Source organism: Nocardia sp. NPDC005998, assembly GCF_040614395.1.
Lineage (GTDB): Bacteria > Actinomycetota > Actinomycetes > Mycobacteriales > Mycobacteriaceae > Nocardia.
Map to the genome: position 1 here is coordinate 552,530 of NZ_JBEXUI010000002.1, position 13,904 is coordinate 566,433.

The 13,904-nt window shown below is 65.5% G+C and carries 16 protein-coding genes, 4 tRNA genes and 1 pseudogene; 7 read left to right on the top strand and 14 right to left on the bottom strand.

Annotated elements, in window-relative coordinates:
- Positions 1 to 19 precede the first annotated feature (19 nt).
- On the top strand, positions 20 to 1,714 hold the full coding sequence (locus tag ABZ293_RS06125; RefSeq protein ID WP_355177732.1) for a carbamoyltransferase N-terminal domain-containing protein: 1,695 nt from the start codon (positions 20 to 22) through the stop codon (positions 1,712 to 1,714).
- A gap of 292 nt (positions 1,715 to 2,006) precedes the next feature.
- Here the strand turns inward: ABZ293_RS06125 and ABZ293_RS06130 are convergent, their stop codons facing one another.
- The 3 genes from ABZ293_RS06130 to ABZ293_RS06140 form a co-directional block, all read right to left on the bottom strand.
- On the bottom strand, positions 2,007 to 2,366 hold the full coding sequence (locus tag ABZ293_RS06130; RefSeq protein WP_355177734.1) for a hypothetical protein: 360 nt from the start codon (positions 2,364 to 2,366) through the stop codon (positions 2,007 to 2,009).
- A 164-nt stretch (positions 2,367 to 2,530) separates the two neighbouring features.
- Positions 2,531 to 3,115 (bottom strand): hypothetical protein, encoded by a 585-nt coding sequence (locus tag ABZ293_RS06135; RefSeq protein ID WP_355177736.1) that lies wholly within the window; start codon positions 3,113 to 3,115, stop codon positions 2,531 to 2,533.
- Positions 3,116 to 3,124: 9 nt separating this feature from the next.
- A complete protein-coding gene (locus tag ABZ293_RS06140; protein WP_355177738.1) occupies positions 3,125 to 4,081 on the bottom strand; it encodes an NAD-dependent epimerase/dehydratase family protein in 957 nt (318 codons plus the stop codon).
- Between the two features lie 305 nt (positions 4,082 to 4,386).
- On the opposite strand from ABZ293_RS06140, the gene ABZ293_RS06145 reads away from it, so the two are divergent.
- Together ABZ293_RS06145 and ABZ293_RS06150 are read left to right on the top strand one after the other, a co-directional pair.
- Positions 4,387 to 5,157, top strand: coding sequence for an oxidoreductase (locus tag ABZ293_RS06145; RefSeq protein ID WP_355177740.1), 771 nt, complete (start codon positions 4,387 to 4,389; stop codon positions 5,155 to 5,157).
- A 34-nt stretch (positions 5,158 to 5,191) separates the two neighbouring features.
- The gene (locus ABZ293_RS06150; protein ID WP_355177742.1) at positions 5,192 to 5,935 is read left to right on the top strand and encodes an SDR family oxidoreductase; all 744 of its coding nucleotides are present in this window, start codon (positions 5,192 to 5,194) and stop codon (positions 5,933 to 5,935) included.
- On the opposite strand, the gene ABZ293_RS06155 is transcribed toward ABZ293_RS06150, so the two are convergent.
- The 8 genes and pseudogenes from ABZ293_RS06155 to ABZ293_RS06190 form a co-directional block, all read right to left on the bottom strand.
- Positions 5,884 to 6,810: a LysR family transcriptional regulator gene (locus ABZ293_RS06155; RefSeq protein ID WP_355177744.1), complete on the bottom strand. Its 927-nt coding sequence runs from the start codon at positions 6,808 to 6,810 to the stop codon at positions 5,884 to 5,886. The two genes, ABZ293_RS06150 and ABZ293_RS06155, sit on opposite strands and share 52 nt — an antisense overlap.
- Positions 6,811 to 7,211: 401 nt before the next feature.
- Positions 7,212 to 7,283: transfer RNA gene (locus ABZ293_RS06160), tRNA-Arg, on the bottom strand.
- 4 nt (positions 7,284 to 7,287) lie between these two features.
- A tRNA-Arg gene (locus ABZ293_RS06165) sits at positions 7,288 to 7,360 on the bottom strand.
- Positions 7,361 to 7,385: 25 nt separating this feature from the next.
- Positions 7,386 to 7,459 (bottom strand) — tRNA-Leu (locus ABZ293_RS06170).
- Positions 7,460 to 7,466: 7 nt separating this feature from the next.
- Positions 7,467 to 7,578, bottom strand: a pseudogene (locus ABZ293_RS06175).
- 79 nt (positions 7,579 to 7,657) lie between these two features.
- Positions 7,658 to 7,733 (bottom strand) — tRNA-Trp (locus tag ABZ293_RS06180).
- A gap of 79 nt (positions 7,734 to 7,812) precedes the next feature.
- A complete protein-coding gene (locus tag ABZ293_RS06185; RefSeq protein ID WP_355177746.1) occupies positions 7,813 to 7,959 on the bottom strand; it encodes a hypothetical protein in 147 nt (48 codons plus the stop codon).
- Between the two features lie 84 nt (positions 7,960 to 8,043).
- Complete coding sequence (locus ABZ293_RS06190) at positions 8,044 to 8,883, bottom strand: class I SAM-dependent methyltransferase (protein WP_355177748.1); 840 nt, start codon at positions 8,881 to 8,883, stop codon at positions 8,044 to 8,046.
- Between the two features lie 131 nt (positions 8,884 to 9,014).
- Between ABZ293_RS06190 and ABZ293_RS06195 the strand changes: the two genes are divergently transcribed.
- Complete coding sequence (locus tag ABZ293_RS06195) at positions 9,015 to 10,019, top strand: TerC family protein (RefSeq protein WP_355177750.1); 1,005 nt, start codon at positions 9,015 to 9,017, stop codon at positions 10,017 to 10,019.
- A gap of 138 nt (positions 10,020 to 10,157) precedes the next feature.
- Here the strand turns inward: ABZ293_RS06195 and ABZ293_RS06200 are convergent, their stop codons facing one another.
- From ABZ293_RS06200 to ABZ293_RS06210, 3 genes are all read right to left on the bottom strand, one after another.
- A complete protein-coding gene (locus ABZ293_RS06200) occupies positions 10,158 to 10,712 on the bottom strand; it encodes a hypothetical protein (RefSeq protein WP_355177752.1) in 555 nt (184 codons plus the stop codon).
- A gap of 116 nt (positions 10,713 to 10,828) precedes the next feature.
- Complete coding sequence (locus ABZ293_RS06205) at positions 10,829 to 11,113, bottom strand: YciI family protein (RefSeq protein WP_355177754.1); 285 nt, start codon at positions 11,111 to 11,113, stop codon at positions 10,829 to 10,831.
- 16 nt (positions 11,114 to 11,129) lie between these two features.
- Positions 11,130 to 11,696 (bottom strand): amino-acid N-acetyltransferase, encoded by a 567-nt coding sequence (locus tag ABZ293_RS06210; protein WP_355177756.1) that lies wholly within the window; start codon positions 11,694 to 11,696, stop codon positions 11,130 to 11,132.
- A gap of 290 nt (positions 11,697 to 11,986) precedes the next feature.
- On the opposite strand from ABZ293_RS06210, the gene pgsA reads away from it, so the two are divergent.
- From pgsA to ABZ293_RS06225, 3 genes are all read left to right on the top strand, one after another.
- Positions 11,987 to 12,643 (top strand): CDP-diacylglycerol--glycerol-3-phosphate 3-phosphatidyltransferase, encoded by a 657-nt coding sequence (pgsA, locus tag ABZ293_RS06215; protein ID WP_355177757.1) that lies wholly within the window; start codon positions 11,987 to 11,989, stop codon positions 12,641 to 12,643.
- Positions 12,640 to 13,134, top strand: a complete 495-nt coding sequence (locus ABZ293_RS06220) for a CinA family protein (protein WP_354954695.1) — start codon at positions 12,640 to 12,642, stop codon at positions 13,132 to 13,134. The genes pgsA and ABZ293_RS06220 overlap by 4 nt, the downstream gene beginning before the upstream one ends.
- Before the next feature lie 141 nt (positions 13,135 to 13,275).
- The gene (locus ABZ293_RS06225; protein ID WP_355177759.1) at positions 13,276 to 13,716 is read left to right on the top strand and encodes a helix-turn-helix transcriptional regulator; all 441 of its coding nucleotides are present in this window, start codon (positions 13,276 to 13,278) and stop codon (positions 13,714 to 13,716) included.
- The last annotated feature ends 188 nt before the right edge of the window (positions 13,717 to 13,904 follow it).

A 13,904-nucleotide genomic window follows, 5' to 3' on the forward strand; every position in this document is an offset into this window, starting at 1 on the left:
GTGGGTACAGTGGCCCGACATGGTGATCTGCGGAATCAAGGTGTCGCACGATGGCGGTGTCGCGGTTGTCGAGGACGACCGGTTGGTGTTCAGCATCGAGATGGAAAAGCTCGGCAACGGACTCCGGTACAGCGCGCTAGGTGATCTCGACCGGGTCGCCGAGATTCTACGTTCTGAGGGGCTGACGCCCACCGACATCGACCGGTTCGTGGTCGACGGCTGGTTCGCGAACGGTGCGGTGCCGGATACTGATTCGACGGAGCCGTCGAGTATCTCGACGCTGGCCGGTGGCCGGCCGATCGAACTCGCGGTCGCGCCGTACCAGGATCGCCCCGGGCGCACGCTGCCGATCGCGCGCCATCGCTTTCGCGGTCACGGATTCGGTTCCGCCGCGGAGGAATACGTCAGCTATCACCATATCGATCAGCACATCTTGGGTGGCTACTGCACCAGTCCGTTCGCGGCGCGCGGGGAGGATGCGCTCGTACTGGTCTGGGATGGCGGCACGGCAGCGCGGGTCTACCGTGTCGCGGCGGCGGCCCGAACCGTCCGGGCGGTGGCCACCGTGCTGCCGATCGTCGGCAATATCTTCACCTACTTCAGTTCGCACTTCGAGCCGTTCATCCCGAAAACCGAAGGTCTGTCCCGGGATCAGATCCTGCGGCAGCACCTGGCTATTCCGGGGAAGGCCATGGCCTACGCCGGGCTGGGCACCGTGGCCGAGTCGGCGTACCCGGTGTTCGATGAAATCATTGCGGCGCAACCGAATCCGTCGCAGGATGCGGCCCGTTTGGTCGGTGCGAAGACATCGGCGAATAGGGACGAGCTCTTTCCGGGATTGTCCGATGCCGACCTCATCGCCACCTTCCAGGCATATCTGGGGGATCGGTTGGCGCGGGCGCTGAGTTCGCTGCTGCGTCAGGACTCTTCGTTGCCATCGAAGCTGGTGGTGACCGGCGGCTGCGCCTTGAACATCAAATGGAACTCATTGCTGCGCACGCAGGGCATTGTCGAGGAGATCTGGATTCCACCCTTTCCCAATGACTCCGGTGCCGCGATCGGCGCCGCATGCTGTGAAATATTCCGGTACGGGCGGAGTTCGGCATTGCGGTGGGATGTGTACTCCGGTCCGCGGGTCGGTGTCAGTGGGGTGCCGGAGAACTGGCGCAGACAGCCTTGCGACGAGTTGGGAGTCGCGCGTTTGCTGCACCGGGTGGGCGAGCCGGTGGTTGTGCTGTCGGGTCGGGCGGAGCTGGGACCGCGGGCGCTGGGCAACCGCAGCATTCTGGCTCCCGCGACGGATGCGGCGATGAAAGACCGGCTCAACGACATCAAGAACCGTGCGCACTACCGGCCGGTGGCACCGGTCTGCCTGACCGCCCGTGCAGCGGAGGTCTTCCAGCCCGGCGGCAGCGATCCGTACATGCTCTTCGAACACCGCACCCGCCCCGAGTGGACCGACCGCATTCCGGCGGTGCTGCATGTCGACGGTACGGCGCGGCTGCAGACCATAGATGAATCGGCCAACCGCGCCACTGCCCGGATCCTGACCGGGTACGCGGCCATCAGTGGCGTGCCGGTGTTGTGCAATACCAGCGCGAATTTCGAAGGCCGAGGGTTCTTTCCGGACGTGGCCTCCGCGGCACGGTGGGGTGGTACCCGCTACATCTGGTCCGAGGGGTATCTCTTCACCGATCAGTCCGTCACTGCCTGACCGGCACGGCCCGGCCGGGGTATCCGGCCGGGCCGCGTTGTTGCCTGGGTCAGCAATGGTTCGAAGGGATCTGCGGGATGTCGACATGTGCTTGCGATGCGAACATCGCGGAGATCATATTCAGCAGTGCGTCCACGAGCTACCTCCTTTCCGTCATCGTCGACGGGCCGCGCCTCGCGTGGGTCAGCAGTTCCTCGAAGGGACTGGAATATCCAGATGTCCCTGCGTCGCGAAGAGCGCGGCGATCATGTTCAGCAGTGCGTCCATGGGCTACCTTCTCCCGGTCCGATGCCTACTTCTTGTCGAGATCGACCAATTTGCAGACGCACAGCGTCACGGTGTGCGCGAGGATGCCGCCGAAGTAGCTCTTGCAGAACTCCGCGTAGCCGATGGGGTCGCACTGGTGCGCATGCCAGGCCGAATCGACCTCGAGGTCATCGGGCAGGTAGTTGCCCTGCATACCGCTGGCGCGGAAGCGCTCCAGCGACCGCTGGTAGCGGGTGACCCGGTCATCGATCTGCTCTTCGGTCAACGCGGTGGAACCGGGCCAGAACAGATGGCCCCAGCGCAGATTCTCCTTCAGGTGAGTCGTATCGAATTCCGCAGGGGGGACTTTGGTTTCGGTCGACACCGACGCGGTGGTAGTCGTCATAGCCTGGTTCCTCGATTCATTGAGAACTCACCATGTCGGCCAACAAGGCTCCAGAAGTGCTGGAGGCCTTCGAGTTTCGAGATCAACCCGAGTAGTGTCAACGATCACAGCTCCCATGATTGGGAGTTTCGCCAATGAAACTAGTTGCGCCGCAAGATCTTTGCCTAGTGTTGCGAGAGGTCAGGTGGGAAGTCGTAATGCGTTGGCACGACCGGAGTCATCGATCGAGTGCCGACGACCAGCGCCACTTCGTCGTACGGGGCAAAACGATACGAGGCCGGATCGCCGGGAAAGCGGACCCCGTTGACGTAGAGGTGCACCGTCTCGAAGGGGGTCAAGTGGATCGGGCCGACCTGCTCGGCGGTCAGCGGTTGGCCCCATTCGGTGCAGAACTGCCCGAGCGTGAACGGGATATCCTCGTCCGACTCGAGGTGCACGATCCCGGTCGCATCGTGCGTATGCATCGGGGCGCCCAGCCTGCGGGCGTCATCGATGCCGATCAGGGCCGGGACGACGACCGGCTGTGCGTAAACGATGACATCGAGATGGGCATGGTAGTGGTAGGTCGTCGACATCTTGTCCAGCAGCGGCAGACCGGCGGCGTGTACGGCGGCAGCGGTGTCGGTCGGCAGGTCCCATGTCGGTTGCAGTAATGCCGAACCCGAGGGCGGTGCGGCCACCGCGGTAGCGCCGAAGGCACTCACCATGGCACCCAGCGTTGCGGTGAGAAGTGAAGAGGCAATTCGCATTTCACGAAACTATGCACAACCGGGCGAGCGCCGGAGCAGGTCCTTCCCATCGGTGGCGGCGCCGATCCGAACTGCCCAGGCGTCCTTGATGATGGTGTCGATATCGGACGACATCGGCGACCAGTCCAGTTCGGCACGCGCCCGGCGGCTATCGCTGATGAGGCGCTGCGGTTCCGGTGCCGCGGCACGGTATTCGACCGGGATGTGGCGTCCGGTCACCCGCGCGGCCGCGGTGACGAGGTCGTTGACGCTGGTGCCGACACCGGTGCCGATGTTGTAGCGACGGTTCCGGCCCGGCCGGGGGAGTCCGGTCACGGCGGCGGCGAAGGCGCGTGCGGCGTCGTCGCGATGCAGGTAGTCGCGGACCGCCGTGCCATCGCCATTGACGTTCAGCGTCGCATCCGCACCAGCGGCCACGGCGAGGATCCGCGAGACGATGCGCGTGTCATCCGGATCCGGGCCACCGGCAATGTTGAACAGCCGCAATACCGTTGCGTCGAGCCGACCGGTCGCGGCCTGTGCGGCGATCACCGATTCGGCGGCCTGCTTACTGGCCGCGTACGGGTGCGGCGGATCGTCCATCAGATCCTCCGACATGGGCTGCCGCTCCGGCGTCCCGTAGATCGACGCGGTGGACGCGAATACGAGTCGTTGCACCCCGGCTGCCGCCATGGCCCGCAGCAGTGTCACGGTCCCCGCCATGTTTACTGCGAAGTAGTCGAGCGGCTCGGCAAATGATTCGCGAACGCGCGTCAGCCCGGCGAGATGGCAGATCAGATCGACCTCGCGCAGTGCCGCGCCGAGGGCATCGTGGTCGCGCAGGTCGGCGCTGTGTATCGGAATCCCCTCCGGGACACGGGAGCGTTCGCGATGCACCAGCCCGACGACATCGTGTCCGGCGGCGCACAGGGTCGCCGCGACCGCGCTGCCGAGATAGCCATTGGCTCCGGTGACGAGTATCCGCACGGGACCATCGAACCAGGCCCGCGGAAGCGCCGGTGCGGTGGTAGCTCATCGTGGATTGCCCAAATGGTCGGTTCAGAACTTCGGCGTCATCAGCCTGCGTCGACCATGAGCGAAAGGACCGGGACGGCATAGGAATTGCCTATGGCGCCTGCTGAATTTTCGTCTTTGCCTCTCGTTCTTCTGCGGACATACCGTGAAACAGTTCGACGAGGTGCTCATAGCGGTTCTCCGAAGATTCGCGCTCTGGGGCATATCGATCTCTTTTTCCGTCGAGCCGACAAACACGCAATCGAAAGGACGCCGGCATGAGCACGATTGAGAACGGTTCGGAAACGCGAGAACTCGCGGGTAAGCGGGCTCTGGTGACGGGTGGTACTCGCGGAATCGGCGCGGCCGTTGTGCGCCAACTCCTGGACGCCGGTGCCGAGGTACTTACGACCGCCCGGTCGGCGTCTGGTGCGGTGCCGGAGGGGGCCATCTTCGTGGCGGCCGACGTGCGGACGCGGGCGGGCGCGGAAGCGCTCGCCGCGGCTGCGCAGGAGGTGCTCGGTGGGGTGGACATCCTGGTCCACAACGCGGGCGGGGCGGGACCGTACCAAGGCGCTCTGGCGATCCCGGACCAGGCGTGGCAGGACGCACTGGACCTGAACTTTCTGGCTTCGGTGCGGCTGGACTCGTTGCTGGCACCGGGGATGAGGGAACGGCGTTCGGGGATGATCGTGCACATCTCCTCGGCCGCGGTCCCCACTGTGGCACCGCCGTTCCTGCACTACACCACAGCGAAGGCGGCGCTGGAGAACTACAGCCGGGGATTGGCGGCGGAGTTGGCCCCGTTCGGAATCCGGGTCAACACCGTGTCTCCCGGCAGAACCGCCACCCCCGGCGGCGAAGCAACGCGGGAGCAGTGGGCGCGCCTCGACGCGGGGCCGGGCCAGGACAACACCACCCCACCGCTGGGGCGCGATGGTCAGCCCAATGACATCGCCCACGCGGTGCTGTTCCTCGTGTCCCAGCGGGCAAGCTGGCTGACCGGAAGCAGTCTCGTCGTCGACGGTGGCGAATTCCCCAGGGGCTGAACGAGTTTCGAGACAAGAGCGGAGGAATCCCGGCATGGGTGAATACAGCGACAAGAAGGTGGTGATCACCGGTGGCGGCAGCGGCGTGGGGTTCGCGCTGGCGAAGCTGCTGGTGGAAGGTGGAGCCCGGGTGGTGATCACTGGTCGTTCGCAGGCCACACTCGACACCGCGCGGGAGCGGCTGGGCGAGAACGCGATTGCCGTCCGAGGCGATGTGGCCGCGCTGTCCGATCTGGATGCTCTGGCAGACCGGGTGCAGGCCGAACTCGGCACGATCGAGGCCCTTTTCGTGAACGCCGGCATTGCAACCCTCACGCCCTTCGAGTCGACGACCGAGCAGATGTTCGACGAGCTGTTCGCGATCAACGTCAAGGGCGCCTTCTTCACGGTGCAGAAGCTCGCCCCGCTGCTCAGCACGTGCGCGGGCGTCGTCCTCACCACCTCGAACGCGAACGTCATGGGCTTGCCGGAAACCAGTGTCTATGCGGCGGGCAAGGCGGCGCTGCGCTCGATGGCCCGCAGCCTCTCTCGCGAGCTGCTTCCGCGCGGAATTCGTGTCAACGCGATCAGCCCCGGTCCGATCGACACGGGAATTCTGGAAAACACGATGACCGCAGCGGCCGCCGAACAGTTCAAAGCGGAACGGGTCGCGGACAATCCCATGCGGCGTTTCGGCACCCCCGGCGAAATTGCCAGGGCGGCAGCATTTCTCGCTTTCGATGCCACTTACGCGGCGGGCACCGAGTTCGTCGTGGACGGAGGTGTCACCCAGCTCTGAGCGGGCGTGTGCCAGCTCTGCTCACGTAGGAGTTCGAGCAGGGCCGTCTCCGCCGGACCCGCGTCCTGCCGGACCACGGCGACGACGGGCTGGGACACGACTGGGACCACCGGGCGTGCGAGGTGCTCCGCACCGTGGGGCACCGCGGAGGCAGGAACGAGCGTCACTCCCAGCCCGTGGGCAGCCCAGCGCACGGCCGTCGCCGTCTGGGACACGCGGGCGGCCGTGGTCGAGGTCAGCTCGTTGTCGCGGAGCACACCCGTCAGCACACCGTCGAGCGCGCTGTCGCGGTCGAACCGCACCCACGATTCCCCCGCCAACTCGCGCAGCTCGACCCGGTCCACAGTGCGGAGCCGGTGCCCGGCGCCCAGCACCACGACGAACTCTTCGTAGCCGAGATGGTGGGCGTCGGCGGGGCCACGCTCGCAGGCCGCCATCAGGGCGAGGTCCAGCACGCCTTGGCGACACAGCCGCTCCAGCTCGGCGGAACTCGGCTCCTCGAAGACGGTGACCTCCAGCCGCGGGAAGCGGCGGCGCAGCATGCTCAGCACGCCGGGCAGCTGCCGCGTGCCGAAGCCCATCTGCGCCGCGACCACCAACTCGCCCACCAGCTCATCGGCACCGGCGCGCGCCGTTGCCCGCGCCCGCCGCGACGCGCTCACCGCGACCTCCGCCTCCCGCAGGAACGCGCGGCCCACCACGGTGGGCACCAGTCCGGTCGGTGTGCGGGCGAACAGTGTCACGCCGAGTTCCCGCTCCAGGTTGCGGATCTGCTGGGACATCGATGGTTGAGCGACGTGCATCAGCTCCGCCGCCGCCGTCACCGAGCCCGCCTCGGCAACGGCCAGGGCGTACTCGAACTGACGAAGGCTCATCGGCTCCCGTTCCCTTCCCGGGCGGACCACCGCCCAGCCCGTTGTGATCGCTGTAACAAGTGCCACAACGCCGGAGGCGGCGCGTTTACTCCGCACCTCGCTACGACGGTCCAGCTGAACGAGCATCCGCACATACCGCGACCGGTGCGGTTCGAATCGGCCATGCGACCCGGACGGAAGATCAAACGCTCGGGTCGATTCGGGTGGACGCTGGGTTGTCTGCAGTCGCAGAAGGCTGCTTGCCGCGCGAACTGAACTGGCCAGCGTATGCCCGTGCGAGATCGACTCGCTGAGGGCGTCCAGCCGCTGGCCGGGGTCCGTTCGCGATCGGATACAGATGGGATCTGTTGTTGTGCAGTGCAGATTGTCGGCCCCGATTCTGGCGAGCGCCGAGAAATCAGTTGGAGTGCCCAGGATTCGAACCTGAACCCACCGAGTCGAACTCCGCCATGCTGCCGTTACACCACACTCCAGCAGCGCGCTCGGAAGGATTCGAACCTTCATCCGCCTGCTCCGTAAACAGGTGCTCCATCCGTTGAGCTACGAGCGCTGGTCCGGGTAAGGGACCCGGATCGTTCCCTCGGCGAGATTCGAACTCGCATCAACCGAATCCTAAGTCCGGTGCCTCTGCCAATTGGGCTACGAGGGAATGGTTTTGGTGTCCGTGGGTGGAATCGAACCACCGACCTGCGCCGTCGGAAGGTGTCCGTAGCAACTGCTTGCAGGTCGCTCGAAAGGGTCAGCTCTGATCCACTGAGCTACACGGGCTCGAAACCGGTCTGCAGCAGGGTTATTCATATCCCGTATTGCGAAAACCCTACTGCCGTATATTCACTGTGAAGTTATCTGGCGCGGATGGAGGGACTCGAACCCCCAGCCGACGAATTTGGAGCTCGTTGCTCTTCCAGTTGAGCTACATCCGCGGGACAAGAAAAAGGGGCCGCTCCGTGGCGATCATTTCGCCGGGAGCGGCCCCTGCTCAGGCCTTCTCGAATCGAGACCTCAGGGGCGGCTCCGGGTGTTCGCCCGTCGCGGCTGCGACATCGGCGGCCAGGTCAGGCGCAGCTGCAACGTCGACAGCCAGGCGCCCGCACGCAGTTGCCAGGCACCGGCGAGGGAGCGTAGTCCCTGGTCCTGAGTGCTGGTCATTGCGTTTGCCTTTCGTGGTCCGATTACGGGGTGCGATAACGTTCCGGATAACGCTAACACCGAAAGACGCGATGAGGAACCCATTTATTCCCCACCGGCGAGTTCTCGGCGTGCTTGGACGGTGTAGGTCAGTGGCAGCCGCTCCGGATGCTCGGTCAGCCGCCACTCACCATTCGCATCCCGTGTCATCTGTCCGGGCAATGCCTCCCAGGGAACGCTGCGGTGCTCCACCAGTCCGGTGATGGTAAGGCCGTGGTCGAGCAGTGCGGTCACCACATCGCCGAGTCCGTGATTCCATTCGTGGGTCATGATCTGCGTGAATTCGGTCTCGGTCTCGACATAGGTTGTTCCAGACGAAAACACCAAGGGCTCAGGCATTTCGAAGTAGGGATACCCGATGGTCGGTCGGTCGGTATGGGTTTCATCCATCGCCCACAGCATTGGATGGCCCTCGCGTAGAAACAGCTGTCCGCCGGGTCGCAGCAGGTTCGCGACGGTTCGCGCCCAGCGATCGATACTCGGAATCCAGCACAGCGCGCCGATTCCGGTGAATACCAGATCGAATTGTGCTGTGCCGAGCGCGGATACCGCGTCGTACACATCCGACTCGACGAATTCAACGGGTGTGCCGGTCTTTTCGGCCAGCAGTCGCGCCTGGGCGAGCGATGCGGAGGAGAAGTCCAGTCCGGTCATCCGCGCCCCGAGTCGCGCGAGGGAGATGGTGTCGGTGCCGATGTGGCATTGCAGGTGGACGCCGCGCAGCCCGCGGATATCGCCGAGTAGCGGCAGATCGAACCGGACCACCTCGCTGAGGTACTCCGGATCCGCGAGGAACCTGGCCACGGCGTAGTCCGGCGATGCGGCATGCGCGGGGGCGCGCTCGTCCCACTTCGCCTTGTTCAGAATGCGGTAGTCGTCGGTCATGCCCGCGACTGTGGCACGGCGGCCGCCTGACCGCATGTGAAATTATGGTCAGCAACTATCCCGCTACAGCCCAGAACGGACAAATCGGGCATGATTGCTGTCATGACACACCTTGCCGCCCCGGAGCCCGCATGCACGTAACCGCACTCGAGTGGACGCTGACGATCGCGGTGATCCTCGGCCTGTTCGTCTTCGACTTCTTCGCTCACGTTCGAACACCACACGATCCGACCTTCAAAGAATCCGGCACCTGGTCGGCGATCTACATCGGCATCGCCCTGGCATTCGGCGGATTCGTCGCCTGGCGCTGGGACTCGACCTTCGCAGGGGAGTACTACGCGGGCTTCGTCACCGAGAAGGCGCTCTCGGTCGACAACCTGTTCATCTTCCTCATCATCATGTCGACATTCGCGGTGCCGCGGATCTACCAGCAGAAGGTGCTGCTCATCGGCATCGTGCTGGCGCTGGTCATGCGCGGTGTGTTCATCGCCGTCGGCGCGGCCGCGATCAGTGCGTTCAGCTGGGTGTTCTATCTGTTCGGACTGTTCCTGGTCTACACGGCCGTCAAGCTGCTGCGGGAGAGCGGACACGAGGTCGAGCAGGAGGAGAAGCGCGACAGCCGGATCGTGACGCTGGCCAAAAGGGTGCTCCCGACCACCGACGAATACGACGGCGACAAGCTCGTCGCCCGGGTCGACGGGCGACGAGCGGTGACCCCATTGCTGTTGGCGCTATTGGCGATCGGCTTCGCCGATCTGCTGTTCGCGCTGGACTCCATCCCCGCGATCTATGGTCTCACCGAGCAGCCCTATATCGTTTTCACCGCGAACGCCTTCGCGCTCATGGGCTTACGACAGCTGTTCTTCCTGATCGGCGGCCTGCTGGATCGGCTGGTCTACCTGTCCTACGGACTGTCGGCGATCCTGGCGTTCATCGGCGTCAAACTGGTGCTGCACGCATTGCACGAGAACACCTTGCCTTTCATCAACGGTGGTGAGCACATCAAGGTACCGGAGATTTCGACACCGGTCTCGCTGGGTGTCATTCTCGGCATTCTGGTCATTGCGACGGTGGCGAGCCTGCTCAAAACCCGTGATGCGGGTGCCCGATCGGCCACGGGTCGGATCGGCGACTAGTACCGCTTCCAGACGGCTCCCGCCCAATCGCCCCCTATGTCCAGGGGGCGGTCGAATGTAGTCGAACGGTGGTCGCCCGGGCCATATCGACCGCCAGATGACTACGCTCGGCGGGCGGCCGGAGTGGGTGGTGGGGTGCTAGAACACGCGGTGGTGGTCGGGCGCGATCTCGAAACCGTGTCCGTTTGCCTCGTTGCGGCAGGTGACCCCGGCGGGCTGGGCCAGGCAGGTGAAGCCGTACACGCTCAGGCTCGAGCCGGCCGGCAGCACCGGTCCGCCGCTGGCTTGTCCGCCAGCCATCGGCGGTCCGTCGAAGAAGCCCCGGTTCACGCAGAGATAGCCGGCGCTATCGCCGACTGCGACGACTGCCGCGCTCGGGTCGCTACTCCAACACGCCTGCATCTCCCGCGGTGCTGGGCCCGTCACACCCTGACAGCCGACCGATCGTCTCGGCTGCCCGAACGGCGCATCGAGTAAGCCGCAGGCGATGGTGCGATCGGCGGTTCGGAAGTAGTAGCCGTCATCGGCGCGGTACTCCCGCTCCTCGGCAATGCCGGGGTGCGGCACGGGGTGACCCGCGACGACGGGTTTTACCGGTTCGCTGGAATCGGTACCCAGCTCGGGCCATGAGCATGCGGTCAGCGAAAGGGCCGCAGCCGACATCGACGCGAAAATCGCGGCGGATATGCGCATATTGGGGAGTCTGCGGCCCCGGAGGTGGGTTCGCCGACAACCCGCATCGGTGTGTCGCTAAAAGTTTGCTGACCGCCGGGTGTCGAACCGTGACACGCGGCGGTCAGGCGGTTTCGTCAGGAAGCGAAAGTGCCCATCACCGGCAGCCACTGCACCGCGCGAACCGCATCGATCAGGTTCTCGCGAGCGAACGGATCCTGCGGCAGCAGTTCCTCGAGCGCCGCCTCGTCCACGACCTGGAACAGCAACAGCGCGCCGGATCCGTCCGCGTAGGGGCCACTTGTGAGTAGCGAACCCGCCTCGACCAGGCCGTTCAGCCAGGCCCGGTGTTCGGGCCGGAAGGTGTCGCGAGCCTCGATGGTGACATCGGAGTAGGTGTAGTGCACGGCGAAAATGGGCACGATCGATCCGTTCTGATCAGAGGTTGAGCAGCATTCGAGTATTGCCGAGGGTGTTCGGTTTCACATAGCTGAGGTCGAGGAATTCCGCGACACCGGGATCGAAGGTCCGGCACATCTCCGCGTACACCTCGGCGGTCACCGGCGTGCCGTCGATCTCGACGAATCCGTGCCTGCCGAAGAACTCCACCTCGAAGGTCAACACGAACAGCCGCCCCAACTCGAGTTCCCTGGCCACCGCGACCAGCCGTTCCACGATCAGCCGTCCGACCCCGTGTCCCTTGACGTTGGGATGCACCGCGACGGTGCGGACCTCGCCGAGATCGGCCCAGAGCACATGCAGCGCACCGCAGCCGACCACCCGACCGTCGAGTTCGGCCACCCAGAATTCCTGCACCGCTTCATACAGTGTGACCAGGTTCTTTTCCAGCAGGATCCGACCGGCGTAGGCATCGACCAGGCTCTTGATCTGGGGCACATCGGAGGTTCGGGCGCGGCGCACGATGGGGGCAGATTTGTTCGCGGCAGGTGCCGCGCCCGGATACGCGTCGCTAGTCGAACCACCTAGTGGTCCCCGAGAGGTCATGGGGTGCACAGTAGTCCGCCCGGTTACCGATACTCTGAACGTGTGCCGCACATCCACCCGCTCCGCTCACCGCATCGCGTCGGCATGCGTTGCAGCGGCGTCACGGGGGGTATTGCCCTGGTCCAGGCGGGGGCCATTCGGGAGCGTAGCGAGCGAATCGTGTCACAGCCGTTCACGCGCATGGCGCAGCCGAGCGCCAGCGAGGCGGAGGCCATTCGGGAGCGTAGCGAGCGAATCATGTCACAGCCGTTCACGCGCATGGCGCAGCCGAGCGCCAGCGAGGCGGAGGCATGAGCGTGCAGCCAGAAGAGATCGATCGACGCTGGAGTGAGCCGGCGGTGCGCACCGGATTCGTGCCGACGCCGGCCGAACCCGTCGTTCCGCTGATGAATATCGCGAACGTGCTCACCATGCTGCGGATCGCGCTGGTCCCGCTGTTCGTGCTCGCGTTGTTCGCGGGCGGCGGACATCAGAGCGGCTGGCGGATCGCGGCCGCCGCGCTGTTCGGCATCGCCGCGATCACCGATCGCTTCGACGGCCAACTGGCGCGGAAATACGGACTCGTCACCGATTTCGGCAAACTCGCCGATCCGATCGCGGATAAGGCGCTGATCGGTTCGGCGGTGATCGGACTGTCCATGCTCGGCGATCTGGCGTGGTGGATCACTCTGGTCATCTGTGGTCGTGAGATCGGGATCACGCTCTTGCGCTTGGCGGTGGTGCGGCGCGGGGTGATTCCGGCCGGTCGCGGCGGCAAATTGAAGACGCTGGTGCAGTCGGTCGCGATCGCCGTGCTGCTGTTGCCGCTGCACGGGGGACTGGCCACCGCGGGAATGACTTTGATGTATGTGGCCGTCGCGCTGACGGTCGGCACCGGGCTCGACTATCTGGGGCAGGCGGTGCGGGTATGGCTCGCGGGAGGTCCGGGCCGGGCCCGCGGCGCATGACCGATCCGCTGACAACTGGAGCTCCGGTCGTCGAGTTGGTGCATGCGCTGAGCGCGGCCGGACAGACCGTGGCGACCGCGGAATCACTGACCGCTGGCCTGCTCGCGGCGACCATTGCCGGGGTGCCGGGGGCCAGTGCGGTGCTGCGCGGCGGACTGGTCGTCTACGCGACCGACCTCAAACACAGCCTGGCCGGTGTCGACGACGAAGTGCTGGCGACGGAGGGCCCGGTGGCCGCGAGTACCGCCGAACAGTTGGCGGTCGGGGCGCGTCTGCGCTGCGGCGCGGACTGGGGGATCGGGCTGACCGGTGTCGCCGGACCCGATTCCCAGGACGGGCATGCCGTCGGCACAGTCTTCCTCGGTCTGGCGGGTCCGGGGCATACCGAGGTCATGCGGTGGAAACTGCGCGGTGACCGATGGGCGATCAGAATCGGCGCTACGCACAGCGCGGTTCGGGAGTTGCGTCGTATCGTGGGAGACGACCGCTGACGCTGGCGACATGCTGGCGGCATCGAGTTTGCCCCCGTGGGAACCAACCGACCCGCGTTCGACGTTGTGCCAGAAAGGACGGCGTGCGCAGCGCTGGCAGGCGCCCGCGGACCCGGTTACTGGGAGCTGAAGGAGAACGACATGACGCTGCTGCGAGAGGCAATCGGGGACAGTCTGCGGCGTGCTCGTCTCGCCCAGAGCCGGACCCTGCGTGAGGTCTCCACCTCGGCGCGCGTGAGCCTGGGGTATCTGTCGGAGGTCGAGCGGGGCCGCAAAGAGGCCTCCAGTGAACTGCTCGCCGCCATCTGCGCGGCCCTTGATGTGCCGCTGTCGCGGGTGCTCTGGGATGTGAGCACGATCATGGCCGGTGCCGACGGGCTGCCCGTCGAGGCGCCCGCGCAGACCGCCGACGCACCCGAGTCGGATCGGACCGCCGCGGCCGAGCCCGCCGCCGAGGCCGCGCCGGAACCTGCGACCGCCAGCATGTCGGCGGCCGGTGCCCGTACCAAGATCGCCGAGGACACCCGGATCGTCATTCCGGCCCCCAAGGCGGACATGCTGGTTCTGGTGAAGAGCAACTGATCAGACGACAAGAGGTGACGTCCGTGACCGGCGCTGCGGACCGGCGCCGAAAGCGGATAGATTCTGTAATAGGCGTCGGTTGGGCCGGGTTCGCCCGGCCCGGGTGCCAGATGGTGGAGGATAGGCACATATCGGGTGCGTGACGGTCGCGCACTACAGTCGCGGTAAAGCGCGGCGCATCTTATGGA